This window comes from Actinomadura monticuli (assembly GCF_041463655.1).
Taxonomy (GTDB): Bacteria; Actinomycetota; Actinomycetes; order Streptosporangiales; family Streptosporangiaceae; genus Spirillospora; species Spirillospora monticuli.
In genome coordinates, this window is record NZ_JAXCEI010000009.1 from 208,565 (window position 1) to 224,659 (window position 16,095).

General features: G+C 71.3%; 16 protein-coding genes. 7 read left to right on the top strand and 9 right to left on the bottom strand.

The genetic code is table 11. The features are described from left to right. Positions 1 to 117 precede the first annotated feature (117 nt). On the top strand, positions 118 to 2,331 hold the full coding sequence (locus SM611_RS21780) for a molybdopterin dinucleotide binding domain-containing protein (protein ID WP_371951713.1): 2,214 nt from the start codon (positions 118 to 120) through the stop codon (positions 2,329 to 2,331). 105 nt (positions 2,332 to 2,436) lie between these two features. Then, positions 2,437 to 3,354 (top strand): Rieske (2Fe-2S) protein, encoded by a 918-nt coding sequence (locus SM611_RS21785; protein ID WP_371951714.1) that lies wholly within the window; start codon positions 2,437 to 2,439, stop codon positions 3,352 to 3,354. A 46-nt stretch (positions 3,355 to 3,400) separates the two neighbouring features. Here SM611_RS21785 and SM611_RS21790 read toward each other — a convergent pair whose 3' ends face one another. Both SM611_RS21790 and SM611_RS21795 read right to left on the bottom strand, forming a co-directional pair. Then, positions 3,401 to 3,610, bottom strand: coding sequence for a DUF397 domain-containing protein (locus SM611_RS21790; RefSeq protein ID WP_371951715.1), 210 nt, complete (start codon positions 3,608 to 3,610; stop codon positions 3,401 to 3,403). A gap of 13 nt (positions 3,611 to 3,623) precedes the next feature. Further along, complete coding sequence (locus SM611_RS21795) at positions 3,624 to 4,469, bottom strand: helix-turn-helix domain-containing protein (protein ID WP_371951716.1); 846 nt, start codon at positions 4,467 to 4,469, stop codon at positions 3,624 to 3,626. Positions 4,470 to 4,833: 364 nt separating this feature from the next. Here SM611_RS21795 and SM611_RS21800 point away from each other — a divergent pair, with 364 nt between their 5' ends. Together SM611_RS21800 and SM611_RS21805 are read left to right on the top strand one after the other, a co-directional pair. After that, positions 4,834 to 5,169 carry an ATP-binding protein gene (locus SM611_RS21800; protein ID WP_371951717.1) on the top strand — a complete coding sequence of 112 codons (336 nt, stop codon included), beginning with the start codon at positions 4,834 to 4,836 and terminating at the stop codon, positions 5,167 to 5,169. A 258-nt stretch (positions 5,170 to 5,427) separates the two neighbouring features. Beyond that, the gene (locus SM611_RS21805) at positions 5,428 to 5,955 is read left to right on the top strand and encodes a DUF6939 family protein (protein WP_371951718.1); all 528 of its coding nucleotides are present in this window, start codon (positions 5,428 to 5,430) and stop codon (positions 5,953 to 5,955) included. A gap of 74 nt (positions 5,956 to 6,029) precedes the next feature. Here the strand turns inward: SM611_RS21805 and SM611_RS21810 are convergent, their stop codons facing one another. Together SM611_RS21810 and SM611_RS21815 are read right to left on the bottom strand one after the other, a co-directional pair. Continuing rightward, the gene (locus SM611_RS21810; protein ID WP_371951719.1) at positions 6,030 to 6,596 is read right to left on the bottom strand and encodes a hypothetical protein; all 567 of its coding nucleotides are present in this window, start codon (positions 6,594 to 6,596) and stop codon (positions 6,030 to 6,032) included. 125 nt (positions 6,597 to 6,721) lie between these two features. Then, entirely contained in the window at positions 6,722 to 8,305 is a 1,584-nt protein-coding gene (locus tag SM611_RS21815) for a protein kinase domain-containing protein (RefSeq protein ID WP_371951720.1), read from the bottom strand. A 259-nt stretch (positions 8,306 to 8,564) separates the two neighbouring features. On the opposite strand from SM611_RS21815, the gene SM611_RS21820 reads away from it, so the two are divergent. Then, on the top strand, positions 8,565 to 8,732 hold the full coding sequence (locus SM611_RS21820; RefSeq protein WP_371951721.1) for a hypothetical protein: 168 nt from the start codon (positions 8,565 to 8,567) through the stop codon (positions 8,730 to 8,732). Positions 8,733 to 8,814: 82 nt separating this feature from the next. Beyond that, positions 8,815 to 9,885, top strand: coding sequence for a TauD/TfdA family dioxygenase (locus SM611_RS21825; RefSeq protein ID WP_371951722.1), 1,071 nt, complete (start codon positions 8,815 to 8,817; stop codon positions 9,883 to 9,885). Positions 9,886 to 9,945: 60 nt separating this feature from the next. On the opposite strand, the gene SM611_RS21830 is transcribed toward SM611_RS21825, so the two are convergent. From SM611_RS21830 to SM611_RS21850, 5 genes are read right to left on the bottom strand one after another with little or no spacing between them, the layout of a single operon-like run. After that, positions 9,946 to 10,575, bottom strand: a complete 630-nt coding sequence (locus SM611_RS21830) for a ComEA family DNA-binding protein (protein WP_371951723.1) — start codon at positions 10,573 to 10,575, stop codon at positions 9,946 to 9,948. 51 nt (positions 10,576 to 10,626) lie between these two features. Continuing rightward, entirely contained in the window at positions 10,627 to 11,874 is a 1,248-nt protein-coding gene (locus tag SM611_RS21835) for a M20/M25/M40 family metallo-hydrolase (RefSeq protein WP_371951724.1), read from the bottom strand. Beyond that, entirely contained in the window at positions 11,838 to 13,016 is a 1,179-nt protein-coding gene (locus SM611_RS21840; protein ID WP_371951725.1) for a Dabb family protein, read from the bottom strand. Before SM611_RS21840 ends, SM611_RS21835 begins: the two co-directional genes overlap by 37 nt. 10 nt (positions 13,017 to 13,026) lie before the next feature. Continuing rightward, positions 13,027 to 13,560, bottom strand: a complete 534-nt coding sequence (locus SM611_RS21845) for an aromatic-ring-hydroxylating dioxygenase subunit beta (protein ID WP_371951726.1) — start codon at positions 13,558 to 13,560, stop codon at positions 13,027 to 13,029. Further along, complete coding sequence (locus SM611_RS21850) at positions 13,557 to 14,915, bottom strand: aromatic ring-hydroxylating oxygenase subunit alpha (RefSeq protein WP_371951727.1); 1,359 nt, start codon at positions 14,913 to 14,915, stop codon at positions 13,557 to 13,559. Before SM611_RS21850 ends, SM611_RS21845 begins: the two co-directional genes overlap by 4 nt. A 366-nt stretch (positions 14,916 to 15,281) precedes the next feature. Between SM611_RS21850 and SM611_RS21855 the strand changes: the two genes are divergently transcribed. Then, the gene (locus tag SM611_RS21855; protein ID WP_371951728.1) at positions 15,282 to 16,061 is read left to right on the top strand and encodes an IclR family transcriptional regulator; all 780 of its coding nucleotides are present in this window, start codon (positions 15,282 to 15,284) and stop codon (positions 16,059 to 16,061) included. Positions 16,062 to 16,095: the final 34 nt, after the last annotated feature.

Sequence of the window (16,095 nt, forward strand, 5' to 3'; positions counted from 1 at the left end):
CCCATTCAAAGTAGCTCTCAAAATGGCGTTACGGCCATGCCCAGGGGGGCGGCCATGGTGCGGGCGGGGCCGACCGGTCATCATGGGGAGACGGTCCCGTTCACAAGGAGTGTCTCGATGGGCGACCGCACGGCGTTCCGCACCTGTCCCCTCTGCGAAGCCCTATGCGGGCTGGAACTGACCCTCGACGACGCGGGAACGGTCACCCGCGTGCGGGGCGACGAGAAGGACCCGTTCAGCAAAGGCTTCATCTGCCCCAAAGGCGCGACGCTGGGGAGCCTCGACGGCGACCCGGACCGGCTGGCCGAGCCCCTCGTCAAAGGTGCCGTGAGCGGCTGGGACGAGGCTTTCGAGGCCGTTCTCCAGGGCATTTCCGGTGTCATCGAGCGGCACGGGCGCGACGCCGTCGCCGTCTACATCGGGAACCCGACCGCGCACTCCATCGCCGGGCCGCTGTACGGGGGCGCCATCGCGAAGGCGCTCGGCACCCGCAACCTCTACACGGCCAGCACCGCCGACCAGATGCCGAAGCACGTCGCGTGCGGGCACATGTTCGGCGATCCGCTGGCGATCCCCGTGCCGGACCTCGACCGGACGGGCCACCTCCTCATGCTGGGCGCGAACCCCCTGGAGTCGAACGGGAGCCTGGCGTCGGCGCCGGACTTCCCCGGGCGGCTCAAGGCCATCCAGAAGCGCGGCGGCAAGGTCACGGTCGTCGACCCGCGCCGCACGCGGACGGCCGCCCTCGCCGACGAGCACCTGTTCATCCGTCCCGGGACGGACGCGTTCTTCCTCATGGCGCTCGTCCACACCCTGTTCGCCGAGGACCTCGTCACCGACCGCCTGCCGGGGCGCGTCAACGGCCTGGACGACCTGCGCGCCCTCGCCGTCGACTTCGCCCCCGAGCGCGTCGCGTCCGTGACGGGCATCCCGGCGGACGCCGTCCGGCGGACGGCCCGCGAGCTGGCCGCCGCCGACCGCGCCGCCGTCTACGGCCGCATCGGGACGTGCACGCAGGCGTACGGGACGCTGAACAGCTGGCTCGTGGACGCCCTGAACGTCCTCACCGGGAACCTCGACCGGGAGGGCGGCGCGATGTTCCCGCGTCCCGCGCACGCGCCCGTGTACCGGCGCAGGAAGCCGTTCACCACCGGGCGGTGGCGCAGCCGCGTCCGCGACCTGCCCGAGGTCAACGGCGAGCTTCCGGTCGCGACGCTCGCGGACGAGATCGAGACCGAGGGCGAGGGCCGGATCAGGGCGCTGATCACGATCGGCGGGAACCCGGCGCTGTCGGCGCCGAACGCCGCCCGGCTCGACCGCGCGCTCGCCGGCCTGGAGTTCATGGTGAGCGTCGACCCGTATCTGAACGAGACGACCCGGCACGCGCACGTGATCCTGCCGCCGCCGCGCCCCGTGCAGACGCCGCACTACGACATCGCGCTGACGGGCCTCGCCGTCCGCGACTACGCGCGCTACTCGCCGCCGATCGTCCCGCTGCCGGAGGGCCGCCCGAGCGAGGCCGTCATCCTGGGCCGGCTCGCCATGATCGCCTCCGGGACGGACGGCGACCCGGCCGTCCTCGACGAGATGATCATCAATTCGACGCTGGCGAAGGCGACCACGCTCGCCGGCTCCCCCGTGCACGGCCGCGAACCGGACGAGCTGCGCAAGATGCTCGACAGCGGCACGCTCACCGAGCAGCGGCTCGACATGATGCTGCGCCTCGGTCCCTACGGCGACGGCTTCGGCGCCGACCCGTCCGGCCTCACCCTCACCCGGCTGCGCACCGAGCACCCGCACGGGCTCGACCTGGGCGCCCTCAAACCCCGCCTGGACGAGGTCCTGTGCACGACCTCGGGACGCGTGGAGCTGTGCCCGTCCACGTTCGCCGCCGACGTCGACCGCCTGCACGCCGCCCTGCGCGACGCCCCGGCCGGCGGGATGGTCCTGATCGGACGCCGCCACCTGCGCTCCAACAACAGCTGGCTGCACAACGTCCCCGAACTGGTGCGCGGCTCCAACACGTGCACGCTCCAGCTCAACCCGGCGGACGCCGAACGCCTCGGCGTCACCGCCGGCGACACGATCCGCGTCACGTCCCGCGCCGGGACCCTCGACGCCGTCACCGACCCCACCGACACCGTCATGCCCGGCGTCGTCAGCCTGCCGCACGGTTGGGGCCACGACCGTCCGGGCACCCGCACGGCCGTCGCGCACGAGCATGCGGGCGTCAACGTCAACGCCGTCACCGACGAACAGGAGATCGACCCCCTGTCCGGCAACGCGGTCTTCAACGGCGTCCCCGTCACCCTGGCCGTCCCACCGCGCTGACCCTGTGGTTTAGCCCCTCCGGCCGCAGGTAGGGGTATGACTGGCCGCAGGAGAACGCGGACGACTATCGTCGCAACAGGCGTCTCACTAGCGCGGAGGAGGGACATGCCCCGACGGGTGAACATATTCCGGCGCGGGACCCGGCCCCAGACGTCCGCACGGTTCGCGGACGCCACCGAGGCCCTGGAGCAGGCGAGCGGCCTGGACCGCACGATCCGGGTGCTGTCCACGGCCGTGCGGCGGACGCTGCGCCCCGGCCCGGTCAAGGACGCACTCCACGGCGTCCCGGTCGGCCACCCCGCCCATCCGCCGCTCACCGACGTGCCCGTCGGCATGTGGTTGTCCGCCGCCGTCCTGGACCTCGTGCCCGGGACGCGCCGCGCCTCGCAGACGCTGGTCGCCGCCGGGCTCGCGGGCGCCGTCCCGGCCGTCCTCACCGGCATCGCCGACTGGGGGTCGCTGCACCGCGAGCAGCAGCGCGTCGGCCTCGTCCACGCCGCCGGGATGGCCACGAGCAGCATGCTGTACTCGGCGTCCCTCGTGGCCCGCTACCAGGGACGGGACGGCGCCGGGCGCGCGTTCGGGTTCGCCGGCCTGTCCGTCCTGTTCGCGGGCACCTACCTGGGCGGGCACCTCGCCTTCCGGCAGGCCGCGGGCGCCAGCCACGCCGAGAAGGTCGGCCACCTCGTCCCCCTCGGCTGGCACGACCTGTGCAGCGCCGCCGACCTCCCCGACGGCTGGCCGGTCACCCGCCGCCTCGGCTACATCAACCTGTTCGTCCTGCGCACCGGCGACGACGTCCACGTCCTCACCGACCGCTGCAGCCACCTGGCCGGCCCCCTCCACCAGGGCCGCATCATCACCGACGACGACGCGGACGTATGCGTCGTCTGCCCCTGGCACGGCAGCACGTTCCGGGTAGCGGACGGCGCGGTCGTCCACGGCCCCGCCACCGCCCGCCAACCGGCCTTCGAAACCCGGGTGACCGAAGAAGGCACCCTCCAAGTCCGCCCCCTAGGCTGACCGGCCCCGAGGTCGCAGGCTGATCATCAGAGAGTCTGATGCGTCCTCAGTGGGCGAGTTCGCCGTTCTTGATGCGAGTGGTGAGCATCCGCCAGGCGGACGGCGCGATTTCCAGCCTGGGTCCGTCCGGGTCAACGGAGTCGCGGACGGCGATGAGCCCGGCCGTGGCGGTGAGTTCGACGCACTCGTTGCCTGTCGCAGTGCTCCTGGAACTCTTGCGCCAGACCGCTGCGGGGGAGTCTGGGGAGGGGCGCATGTGGCCAGGGTATCTACAGGTCTGCGGCTATTGCGGCGATAAGAGCCGCGCTCTGCTCCTCGTCGAGGGCGGCGTCCCAGATGGCGTCGAACGCGGCGTTGCAGCGGGCGACGTGGTCGGCGCCTTCGATGTAGACGTTGCCGTAGACGCCTTCGGAGTAGCCGATGTCGGGATCCAGGGGATCGGCGTAGCCGAGGATGACGAACGAACCTTCGACTCCGGCGTGGGCGCCGACCGTGTAAGGAAGGGCGCGGACGTCGACGTTGGGACGCTGGGCGGCACGGTTGAGTTCGGTGAGCTGGTCACGCATCACGTGTGGGCCGCCGATGAGTTGCCGGAGCGCTGATTCGGCTAGGACGGCCCTGAGCGTGGGTGCGTCCGGGCGGCTGAGCAGTGTCTTGCGCGCCATGCGGGCGTGGAGCCGCTTGTTGACCTCGTCCGGGTCATCGGGGACGCCGGCGGAGATGATGGCCCGCGCGTAGTCCTCGGTCTGGAGGAGCCCGGGGACGAGTTGTACGTGGTAGGTGCGGATCTCTGACGCTTCGTCTTCAAGGCTGACGTATCCGCCGGTGAACACTCCGGAGTAGGCGGTCCACCAACCGCGTCGGCCCGCGTCGCGTGCCAGTTGGATGAGCGCGGCGTGCACGGAGTCTTCGGTGCCGTAGAGGCCGAGGATGCGTTCCACGTCCACCGCCGTGGCCTTGGTCTTGCCGGCTTCGATCCGGCCGAGCTTGAACCGGTTCCAGCCCAGGGCTGCCGCCGCTTGGTCGAGTGTCATCCCGGCGCGCTCGCGGTGGGCTCTGAGTTCGCGGGCCAGCCTGCGGCCGCGCGCGGTCAGGCTGTGGGGTACCGGTGCCATGGCCCCAGTGTGCCGGAAATGAATAGCTCTGTGTACACATTACGCTACGTCTAGTCAAAAAGATCATGCACAGTGCATTGACGCCCAGCTCGGAGCGTGGTCAGATGCTGGCTGGCGAGCAGAGACTACGAAGTCCTGCGGACCGGCAGGACGCGCAAGACAGCCGCGCGGCCGGGCTACGGATTGGAGCCCTTGGCCCAGCCGCGCGACCTCCATCCCCGTGAAGGGAGACCAGATGAGAGTAGCCCCAAGTGGGCTCGCACCCCATGCACACAGCGACGCCGATGTTCCCGTCGGACGAAGGCATGCGCCGAACGGGACCGATCGATACTGGCGTGTTGACGTCCCAGGTGTGCCTGATGCAGTGTCCCTGCTGCGTCGCTGGGTTCGTCTGCTCCTGACCGACGACGCGGAACTAACCGAGGCGATGGAGCTAATCGTCAGCGAGTACGGCACCAACGCGCTGCGGCACTCGGCCAGCGGGGCGCCCGGCGGCCGGGTGAGGGTCGAACTCAGCATCAACCGTCGGCAGACACGCCTTACGGTCTTAGGCGACGGCCCCATCGCCGCTCAGGCTGACGCGGAAACGGATCCCACCGAGCACGGACGCGGACTGATTCTGGCGGATGCCTACGCCGACCGCACCGGCCATTACGACTGCGCGGACGGCCACGCCGCCTGGGCCCTGATCGACCGCTGAAACCAGGACGCGCACCGCACCCCCAGAGCTGCGCGTCCTTCACCGGCCGTTCCCGGCCGGCCCGTCGTGCGGCCGGTGGCTGATTCCCCCCGGAATTCACCGGCCGCACGACGCCCATGCGCCCTCTACTGGCTGACAGCCCGCTCGCCGCTTACTCCCTGGGGTGATGCTGTGAACAACAGGTCCGCCTCGGCTGACCGGCGACGGGTCGGTCTCACTTTGAGATGGACTGTCGGACGTGTGTGGCAGGTTCGCGGCATGCCACTCCTTGTCGCGAGCCGTCGCCGCACCACGTTGCACCGGGAGTTTCCCGACGCCCTGATCCTCGATGTGACGTCACGGGGCCCGGAGCCCTGGGTGCGGCTCAGCCCGTTCTACCCGCACGGCGGCATTCCGGTGCCCGGCCATCCGGGCCGTACGTCGCAGTCGGTCGAGGGCGTCTGGCAGGCGCTGAAGGTCTTCGCCTCGGAAGGGGAGGACTTCTCCAAGCTTGAGGTGACGACCATGAAGGGGATCAAGCGGACGGTCCGCCGTCTCGGCCCGCCGCTCGGGCACCGGTTCAAGGGCCGTCTGCTCGGTTACGAGGAGGCCCGGCGGTCGATCTACCTGCCGACCTACCGCTGGATGCTCGACCACCGGGCCGCCGCGCTCGTCGCCGAACTCCGCGAACTCAGCACGAAGCAGACGGTCGTGCTGCTCGACTACACCGTCAATGGAGACGTGGCGGACCTGTCGAAGCCGCTGTCGCACGCCGCACTCGTCGCCCGACACGTCCAAGATCCCTGAGGCCGGACGCGCGCCAAGCGTTGGGGCGGCCATGTGGACCGCCGGGGTCTGGTCGGCGGTCCACACGGTCTCGGCTAGATGGACGACCTTGTCGGCCGCTTGCGGGAGCTGCCGCTTTCCAAGATCTCCTCACGGGCGTCGACGTCATCGCTGAACTGCGCGGACGGGAGGTAGGGCGCGGTGCCGCGGTCGGCGATCCGCGCCGAGGTGATGGTCAGGTCGTAGTGGGCCCACACCATGGCGGCGTCGACCAGCCGGCGAGCCGTGGCGCGGATGAGATGGACGTCCGGCGAACCGGTGACGATCAGCAGGACGGGCTCCCCGCGTTCCAGGTCGAGCGCGGTGGGGCTGTCCGGCCATACCGCCACGCGCAGGCAGCGATCCTCGATCACGCGCAGCTCCCCCGTCTCCGGAACGCAGGCCGAGGGCGGGCCGTCCGCAGCACACGTGATCATGACGACGGGACGCTCCCGCGCCTGGGAGCTCCTGATCGCCTCGAAGGAGGCCGACAGGACGTCGGGCGAGGCGGTCGGCGGCACGTCCGCCTGGCGCCGGGGGTTCGGTCGGCCCGGATCGCCCTCCAAGCCGATCAGTGAATAGATCCGTTCGGGTGAGAACCAGTCGAGAACCCACGTGAACATATGTTCGATTCTACTGCCCGCAGGCGACATTGCCCCCCTTGCTCGCCCGTCAACATCTCGACCGGATGGCGGTTCCCGACACACGCGTCCACCGCCGTGAAGCGGTGCGGTGTCCGGCGGCGGAGTCAGCCCAGCACGAAGATCAGCATGAAGAACAGGAGCCCGGCCACCGCCGACGCCGCCGCCCGGCGGGATCGGAACGACACGGCGAGCAGCAGCACCGCAACGGCCAGGACGCAGACGGCGGTGACTATCACGGCGAAACGGGCGGGCGGCATGCCGAAGGCGATGAAGGGCATGCTGACGATGGCCAGGGGAGCCACCAGGCCCAGGGTGAACCGGACGGGGCTCATGGTCAGGCCACCGCCGACCGCGATCACGCCTCCGGTCACGCTCACGGCCAGGCCGCACAGGAATGACAGGCCCAGCCGTACCCCGATGCCGTCGTCGAGCGCCTCCTCCAGCAGCATGTACACCCATCCGGGTGTCGTTCCGAAGACGGCCGCCGCCGCGGGCAGGCGGGTCCGCTGGTTGAGGGTGGCGGCGGCGCATCCGACCATCGCCAGGTAGAAGAGGTTGAACGCTACTACGAACCTTGGACCGAGCTGCCAGGAGCTGAGGTACAGCCCGTAGCCGATGACCGCACAGTCGATCGTGGCTATGGAGAGCAATCTCGACCGGCGAGCCAAGGCCGCGGGAAGGCCCATCGACACCGTCCCCGCCGAGGACGGGACGGTGCGGGGCGGCCCATCGTCCGCCGGGACTCGCTGCGCGGGGATCATGGCCCGCTGGGGAATCCCGCCCCAGGCGGCGGCCGCCGGTGCCGCCTGCCCCAGTGCGTTCAGCAGGGCGGCGCGCATGTCACCCGCGCTGGCGTAGCGCTCCTTCGGGTCTTTGGCCAACGCCTTCAGGACCACCTGGTCCCATGAGACCGGCAGGCCGGGACGTAGCGCGGACGGCGCCTCGGGTGTCCGCAGGAGATGTCCCATGAGGACCCCCGAAGGGGTTCCGCCGGTGAACGGCGGCCGTCCGGTCAGCAGCTCGAACAGGACGCAGCCGAGCGAGTACAGGTCCGACGCCGGCCCGACGGGCTTGCCGTCGGCCTGTTCGGGCGACAGGTAGGCGGGGGTGCCGATCAGCATGCCCGTGGCGGTCAGCCGGGTGGCCTCTTCGGACATCAGCCGGGCGATCCCGAAGTCCATCACCTTCACCACGGGACGCGAGCCGGACTCGTCCAGCATGATGTTGGCGGGCTTGATGTCGCGGTGCACGACGCCCTTGGCATGGCAGTGTTCCAGGGCGTCCAGCACGTCCAGCACCACTGACGCCGCCCGTTCCGGCGCGAGCGGGCCGCCTTGCAGGACCTCGGCCAGGGTCGGCCCTTGCACGAGCTCCATCACCAGGTAGGGCACCGCATGCTCGGCACCCTTCTCCTGCCCGACGTCGTGCACCACCACCAGGTGCGGATGAGACAGACCGGCCGCCACCCGCGCCTCGCGCTGGAAGCGGGCCAGGAACCCGGGCTGGCGCGCCAGTTGCTCCGGCAGCACCTTGACGGCCACCGGACGGTCCAGCTCGCGGTCCACCGACCGGTAGACCGCGCCCATGCCGCCCGATCCGAGTTCCCGCCCCAGCTCGTACCGACCGGCCAGAACCCGCACCCACGCCTCCACGCACCAGGACGCCGCGACCGGACGGGCAGCACTCACCCCCGGAACCTGCGCCACGCCGCCGAACAGACAGACAATCTCGTACCTTAGAGACCCGAGGCCCCGCACACCACCGCCCCCTCGCCCCCCATACGTTGACCTGCGGCGTGTTGTTGTTTTGGAGGGCCGGATAACAACAACTCGCCGCAGGTCGACGATCCGCGTTGCTGTTCGTTAATGCGAGATGGTGTCTCGGTTGACGAGATCAGGTGGGGTGGCCTACGGTGTGCGGACGATCCCTCACCGCCGGGAGCACGCCATGATCCGAGTCGCCTCACCAGGGCTTGGACCGGTGCTGCGCACCGAGCGGCTGCGGGCGAAGCGGCTGGTCTCGCCGCCGCCGTACTCGGAGACCTCGCGGGTCCGCCCGCCGCGTGAGGGGATGCGCCCCGGCACCGCCGCGGGCATCCCGCAGACGCCCTTCTAGGACCTGACGACCGCAGCCCTTTCCCTGGCCGCGGCCCGTCCGCGTCCGCGGCCGTCTTCTCCTCCCGAAGTTGCGAGGCACCATGAGCACCACCGTCGACCTGTCCCCGATCTCCGGCCCGTCCGCCTGGCGCGGTGACGAGCTGGCCGGTTCCACCGAGTGGATCTACCGCCTGTCCGACGCCGAGCGGGACGAGCTGGAGGCCGCCGGTCGCCGGTTCGTCGCCGAGGACCCCGACCTGCGCACCGTCACCGCCGCCGACTACCCCCTCGACGCCTGTACCGGGCTCATCGAGGAGTGCGCTCAGCAGATGGACGCCGGGCGGGGGTTCATCCTGATCCGCGGGCTCCGCACCGAGGAGTACGGCGACGCCGTCGCGGGCGCGATCTTCTATCTGATGGGCCTGCACCTCGGCGCGCCGATGCCGCAGAACCAGTACGGCGACGTCCTCGACCACGTCATCGCCACGTCCAACAAGACCATGGACGACCCGACGGCGCTGCCGTCGCGCGTCCGGGACCGGCTGCCGTTCCACTCCGACAGCTCCGACGTCGTCGCGCTGATGTGCCTGCGCGGCGCCCGCGCGGGCGGCGCGTCCAGCCTGGTCAGCGGCACCACGATCTACAACGAGATCCTGCGCCGCCGGCCCGACCTCGCCCCGCTGCTGTTCGAGGAGTGGCACTGGGACTGGCGCCGGCAGGACCCCGACGCGCCCGCGAACACCTACCGATCGCCGATCTGCAGCTACGTCGACGGCGTCTTCAGCACCTACGCCGGCGCCCAGATGATCTTCACGGCGCAGGAGTACCCGGAGGTGCCGCAGCTGACCGAGGCGCGGATCGAGCTGCTGCACCTGTTCGACGAGATCGCGCAGGAGCCCGGCCTCCCCCTGGACATGGACTTCCAGCCGGGCGACGTCCAGTGGCTGCTGAACTACGCCGCGCTGCACTCGCGCACGTCGTACGACGACTACCCCGAGCCGGAGCGCCGCCGCCACCTGCTGCGGCTGTGGCTGCGCCGGGAGGTCGGGCGCCCGATGGTGCCGGGCTTCGGCAAGAACGTCATCAACGGCGCCGACGCCAAGGAGCCGCTGCCCGGCGGGCGCTTCCGCATCGCCGACGCCGTCGTCCCCAACGAGGACTGGGGGCTCTGACCCCTCCTGTGCCCGGCCGTCCGCGTCCTCACCGGGGAAGGCGCGGACGGCCGTTTCCCTCTACCGGAGGAAGATGCCGTACTCGGCGAGCCGCGGTGTGAGCGCCGGCGGGAGGCCGGTCATCGCCGCGACCTCCTCGGCCGAGACGAAGCCGCCCGTCTCCGCCCGCACCTGGACGATGCCGGCGGCCAGTTCCGGCGTGATGCCCGGTATCTGGGTCAGCACCGACGCGGGGGCGTGGTTGACGTCGACGAGGCCGCCGTCGTCGTAGGGGCGCGGGAGGTCGGGACGGCCGATGCGCATCTCCAGGGCCATCTCCGGGGAGCGCCGCACGATCTCCGCCGCCTGGTCGCGCAGGTCCCGGCGCCGGCGCGCCTCCGCCTCGGCGTTCTCCAGGGAGTCCGGCGGGTCGAAGACCCTTCTGCGGATCACCAGCGCGTGGCCCGTGCCGAGGACGATCGAGAGCATGAACGCCGCGGTGGCCACGTTCGCCATGGCGGACTCGTCATCGGGATCCGTGCCGACCCAGAGGACGGTGAGGGCGATGTAGAGCGGCCATACCAGCCACATCCGCAGCGAGCGGAGCCGCGCCGCCGCGATGAGCATCGTGACGGGTGTGGCGAGGCCGAGGGTGTAGAGGGGGCTCAGCGCCCACAGGTAGCTGCCGATGGTGCGCGCCGGTTTCTGCACGACTGCCCCCTTTGTCGCCCAGATTCTGGACGCATGGAGGCTCCATCCGGTTCACCGGCGGGTGAGCAGCCGGGTGTAGAGGCGTGTGCAGGCTTCCAGGGCCCCTCTGTCCAGGACGTCGCGGCGGGGGTCGTCCGGGGACGGGGCGGACGTCGGCCCAAGGCGGACGGTGTCGATTCCGTGGGCGCGTAGCACGACGCCGTCCGTCGAGCCCGTCCAGCCGGTGATGGGCGGCGGGTCGGCGCCGAACTCGTCCCGCCATGCTGCACGCGCGGCTCGGACGATCGGCGCGTCGGGCGGGGTCACGGCGGCCGGGTGGACCTCGTCCAGTTCGACCTCGACCGTGCAGGCGGAGAGGGGTCCGTCCGCGCACGCCTGTGCGACCTCCTGCCGCAGCGCGGCGGCGATGGCGTGCGGGGCCGCTCCCGGGACGGTCACCACGTAGACGCCGGCCTCCAGGAGGGCGGGGAGAAGGTCGGGTTTGTCGGGACGGCCGGCGGTGAGCGAGCCGATGCCGGCGGCGGGGCCGACCTGGGTTCCGGGTGCCGCGGCGGAAGCCAGGTAGGCCGTCCGCCAGCGTTCGATGGCCTCGATGACCGGCCCCGCATGCGCGATGACGCCGCCGTGCGGCGTGGCCGACTCGCGGGCCAGGACGGCGCCGTGCCTGCCCTGGACGCGTACACGCAGGTAGAGGGCGCCGGGTTCTTCCCAGAGGAGGGTTGGCGGGCCGCACTTGGCGACGATGGCGGCGGGCGGCCGGGGCTCCTCGGCCAGGTAGGCGTCCAGGCCGGTGGCGCGGGCCGTCCCGCCGGAGCCGTGCAGGGTGCTGCGGTGCGTTCCCGAACCGGCCAGCAGGAGGCGCGCGGACGCTCCGCGCGACGCGGCGGACACGAAGGCCACCAGGGCCGCGGCGGCGGGGGCCCGCGCCACGCCGAGCCCGAAGCCCTCGACCTGGGACGGCGTGACCTTCAGCACGGCGGGGGCGCCCGAGCGGCCGGTGATGGCGCGGTCCTCGGCCGGGTCGCCGCTGAGGGAGGTGTCGAGGTGCGAGTACAGCAGCACGCCCGAGGGGTCGCCCGCGAACAGGTTGGCGCCGTTCGCGCCGTACCGCTCGACGGTCCACTCGATCCACGGCCAGCGCGCCGTGCACCAGGAGGCGAGGTACACGGCGGCGGCTGACTCGTGCCCGTACGGCGCGGGGATGCCGTCCAGGAACTGGAGGACGCGGACGATCTCCTCGCCCGCGTCCGTGAACGGCGCGCTCAGAAGCGCCCCCAGTCGTCGGCCGCGGGACGCCACACGTCGATGTTGCGGGGGTCCGGCGGCATCCGGCGCGGACGGTGCGTCTCGTGCTCCTCCGGCGTGAAGACGCGGTGCCGGTCGCACAGCTCGAACCGGGGCCCGTAGGCGGGGTCGTGCATGTAGAACGCGATGGACGTCGACGCCGAGTGGTTGACGAGGTCGGACGCGATCGGCTCGCCCTTGTAGAGGGCGCGTGCGCGGGCCCGCATGACGTGGTCGAAGCTCTTCATCGCGAAGCACAGGTGCGCGACGTAGTGCTCCTTGTTGTTCTGCAGGGCGAGGCTGTGGTGGTAGCGGTCCTCGCAGCGCAGGAACGTGGTGGAGCCGATGATCTCGTCCGACGACAGGAAGCCCAGCACGTTGGTGTAGAAGTCGAGGGACTCCTCGTACTTGGGCGTCGCGATGAACGGGTGGACGAGGTCGACGGGGCGCAGCTCGGCGAGCGGCGGCTCCGCGTACTCCAGGAACCCGGTGAACAGCTCCACGATGAGGCCGTTGGGGTCGCGGACGCCGAAGCCGTCCGAGCAGAAGCCCCGCTGCCTGTCCTGGAGCTCCAGGATCTCGTGCCCGGCGTCGGCGACGCGCTTGCGCAGGTCGGCGAGGACCTCGTCGCTCTCCACGCTGTAGCCGACGGCGGAGGTGTGGCCGGCGGTGCGCTCCGGCGCGCTGATCAGCTCGATCGAGTGGTGCTCGATGTCGGCGCGCAGGTAGGCGTACTCGTCGGTGCGCTGTTCGAGCTGGAGGCCCACGTGGTACTGGAGGAACTCGATGGTGCGCGCCATGTCGGGCACCTCGATGCGGGCGTACTCCATGCCGTACGGGCCGCGCGGACGGCCCGCCCTGCCGCCGGTCTCGTAGCTGACGATGTGGTGCTGCTCGACGATCGGCCGCCAGCGCTCGCGGACGAACCGCTCGTGCGAGTCGCTCCGCAGGTAGGCGTGCAGGTCGGCGGCGGTGTCGAAGCGCACCGAGAAGGCGTGCGTGAACGTCGAGTCGCGGGTGCTGACGTTGGGGCCGAGCGAGAAGTCCCGCATCTGCGGGTAGCGGCCCGGGAAGGCGCGCAGCTCCGCCAGCAGGGCCTCGGCCGCGTCGGCCGGCGCGTCCGGGCGGAACCGGAACACCACGGTGTGAATGATCATCGGTATTCCCTCAGAGGATGAAGCTCAGCCGGCTGCCCGCGGGCAGGTGCTCGTGGCCCAGGACGGCGCGGCGCCGCCGGAAGCGCAGGGCGTCGCCGCCGGTCACCAGCAGGTGGTCGTAGCGCCCGACGTAGGCGTCGAACTCGCCGTCGCGGGCCCGGTGGACGATGAACGCGGCCGTCACGCGGAGCAGGCCGGGCTCGCCCCCGTCCTCCGGCGCGGGCTCGTGCAGCCGGACGTTTGAGATCATCCGGTGGGTGCGGGACGGCGGGTTCTCCGCGTGCGCCTTGCGCGACTTGAGCCGCTTGACGCGCGCGCGCAGCAGGTCGTAGTCGTCGGTGACGAACGACCCGGACGCGAGCATCGACGTGCCCGTCCAGTCGGTCGCCGGGACTTCGAACCGGGCGCCGGGCTCGAACAGGGCGAGCCAGTCGTCGTACTTCCAGGCGTCCAGGATGTCCGCCTCGGCGTAGAGGAAGTCCTCCACGTCGGCGCGGGTGATCTCGCGTCCGCCGATGAGGCCCGTGGTGGCCGGTGCGGTCATCGGACGTTCCTCCCCTCAAGGAAGCGCTCGGGGCGCGGCCCCGCGACGGAGAGGCCGTCCTCGACGCCGAGCGCGTCCACCCAGTGCCGCCAGAAGCCGCGCATCGCGCCCTCGTCGATGGACCGGCCCTGCACGCCCTTGACCTCGTCGACCATGCCGCGGGACATGTCGCTGAAGTCGAACTCGGGACGCGCCTCGGCCGCCGTCGCCTCGATGCCGCGCTGCACCGCCTCGTACGCCTCGATGTCGTCGGGGGTGGCGAGGCCGCCCGGCCCGACGAAGCTGACCATCGTCTTCATGCGCAGCGCGCGGGTCTCGGCGTCCTCGCCGCGCGGCGCGAGCTGCCAGGCGCGCACGTCGGTCTGGTCGGCGGCGACCGGTTCGAGCTGCCGGATCGACAGCCCCTCCAGGTCGAACAGCAGGAGGTTCGGCCAGACGAACAGGATGTGGCTCTCGTCGGCGACGTAGCGGGCCCGCTCGGGGCCGAGGCGGCGGTCCATCTCGGCGCGGTGCTCGGCGGTGCGGACCTTCTCGTCCTCGCCGAATCGCGGCTCCCACAGCATGCTGATCCGGCCGCCGTGCCCGGTGAGGACGAGCAGGCCGTGCCCGTTGCCGAGGTTGTAGGCGTACTGGTCGTCGTCGGTGACGGCGAAGCCGGTCTCCCGCAGGTAGCCGACGAACGTGTTGTGCGTGGGCGAGAAGTGGTAGCCGTCCATGGCGTTCTCGACGCCGAGCTTCCAGTTGCCGCGCACGCCGTAGAGCTGCGTGCCGGGCAGTACCTCCATGCCATCGGCGTGCTGCTCGGAGATCATCGTCATGTAGTCGGCGGCGTCGCCGAGGTACTCCAGGAGCGGCGGGACGTCCGGGTCGAACGCGACGAACACGAAGCCCTCGTGGATCTCCAGCCGGGGGACGGCGCGCAGCCGCATCGAGTCGAGGAAGCCCTCGCCCGCGGCCTCGTACGCCTCCTTGCCCGGGATGGCCGCGACGTCGCCGTTATTGCGGAACGTCCAGGCGTGGTAGAAGCACTGGAAGAGCTTGCTGGAGCCCTCCCGCTCCCGGCACAGGATCGTGCCCCGGTGCGGGCAGGCGTTGAGGAACGCGCGCACCGTGCCGCCGGAGTCGCGGCAGAAGATGAGCGGCCGGCCGCCGAGCGTCCGGGTCTTGAAGTCGTTCGGCCCCGCGACCTCGGTCTCGTGCCCGAGGTACAGCCAGCTCCGCGCCCAGATCCGGTCGCGTTCCGCCCGGAAGATCTCGGGTGAGCGGTAGGCGATCCGGTTGACGCGGAAAGTCAGCGCCTCCCAGTCCTCGACGACCAGCCGCCCCGGAAGCCCCCCGCCGTTCGGCTCTGGCATCGGGCGCCACCCCCTCCACGCAGGTTCATTCGAACATACGAGATACTGTCTCGCATGGTGCGTACAGCGTCGCCCAGTCCGGATCGCCGTGTCAAGGGTCGCGAGACGGAATCCGCACCGATATTGACGACCGCCATCCCAGTTGCCATGATTGCGTCTCGCAATAAGAGATGGCGCGGAGTACAGTCGGCGACACGGCAGAGCCCGCGCACGCCCCGCGCGGCAAGGGATCGCCGGGTCTCCCGGATGGCCTGCCGACGCCGCCGGACTCATGATGAGATGGCGTGTCATTCCGCCCCGGCCCGCCGCCCCGAACGGCAGGCGACCGACGGCCGAGGCAGAAGCGAGAGACGGATGGCAACGACGATGAGGACCGCACGAGAAACGGCCGCCGAGAGTTCCCCGTCCATCCAGACGGTGCAGCGAGCCGCCCTGATCCTGGACTCGTTCACGGTGAGCCGGCCGCATCTCAGCCTGAACGAGATCACCGCCCGGCTCGGCGCCAGCAAGGCGACCGCGCACCGCTACACGAAGGCGCTGCGAGCCGCCAACCTGCTGCGCTACGACGACCGCACCGCGCTGTACTCGCTCGGCCCGCAGGTGCTCACGCTCGCCGCCGCCGCCCGCGCGGCGCTGCCGATCGTGACCGCCGCCGAACCGTACATGGACCGGCTCGTCCAGACCGCCGGGCAGACCGTCGTGCTGAGCATCTGGGACGGCGAGTCCCCGACCGTCGTGCGGTCGGCCGACAACACCGACCACCTGATCCGGATCAGCGTCCGGGTCGGCTCGCGGCTGGACCTCGCCACCTCCGCGCAGGGCCGGGTGTTCTGCGCCTACCTCCCGCCCGAGCAGGTGCCGGCGCTGGCCAAGCTGCTGCGCCGCTCCCCGGGGCTGCGCGAGGACGTCGACTGGATCCGCGCGCACGGGCTGTCGGTGAACTCCCCGTCCGAGAACGGCCTGCACACCATCGCCGCGCCCGTCTTCGAGGGGGACGCCATCATCGCCACCATGGCGATCGTCGGCACCTCCGTCGACGTCCCGCGCAAGGCCGACTCCCCGATGGCCGAGGCGCTGCTGCAGATCACCCAGGAGCTGTCGCAGCGGCTCGGCAACAACGGCGTCCCGCCGGCCGAGGCCGGCTGACGCGGTGAGCCCGGCCGGGCGGGGCCCGGCCGGG

Coding starts and splice junctions, on each gene's coding strand:
- SM611_RS21780 (WP_371951713.1), top strand. CDS start 118: ATGGGCGACCGCACGGCGTTCCGCACCTGTCCCCTCTGCGAAGCCCTA.
- SM611_RS21785 (WP_371951714.1), top strand. CDS start 2,437: ATGCCCCGACGGGTGAACATATTCCGGCGCGGGACCCGGCCCCAGACG.
- SM611_RS21790 (WP_371951715.1), bottom strand. CDS start 3,610: ATGCGCCCCTCCCCAGACTCCCCCGCAGCGGTCTGGCGCAAGAGTTCC.
- SM611_RS21795 (WP_371951716.1), bottom strand. CDS start 4,469: ATGGCACCGGTACCCCACAGCCTGACCGCGCGCGGCCGCAGGCTGGCC.
- SM611_RS21805 (WP_371951718.1), top strand. CDS start 5,428: ATGCCACTCCTTGTCGCGAGCCGTCGCCGCACCACGTTGCACCGGGAG.
- SM611_RS21810 (WP_371951719.1), bottom strand. CDS start 6,596: ATGTTCACGTGGGTTCTCGACTGGTTCTCACCCGAACGGATCTATTCA.
- SM611_RS21820 (WP_371951721.1), top strand. CDS start 8,565: ATGATCCGAGTCGCCTCACCAGGGCTTGGACCGGTGCTGCGCACCGAG.
- SM611_RS21825 (WP_371951722.1), top strand. CDS start 8,815: ATGAGCACCACCGTCGACCTGTCCCCGATCTCCGGCCCGTCCGCCTGG.
- SM611_RS21840 (WP_371951725.1), bottom strand. CDS start 13,016: ATGATCATTCACACCGTGGTGTTCCGGTTCCGCCCGGACGCGCCGGCC.
- SM611_RS21845 (WP_371951726.1), bottom strand. CDS start 13,560: ATGACCGCACCGGCCACCACGGGCCTCATCGGCGGACGCGAGATCACC.
- SM611_RS21850 (WP_371951727.1), bottom strand. CDS start 14,915: ATGCCAGAGCCGAACGGCGGGGGGCTTCCGGGGCGGCTGGTCGTCGAG.
- SM611_RS21855 (WP_371951728.1), top strand. CDS start 15,282: ATGAGGACCGCACGAGAAACGGCCGCCGAGAGTTCCCCGTCCATCCAG.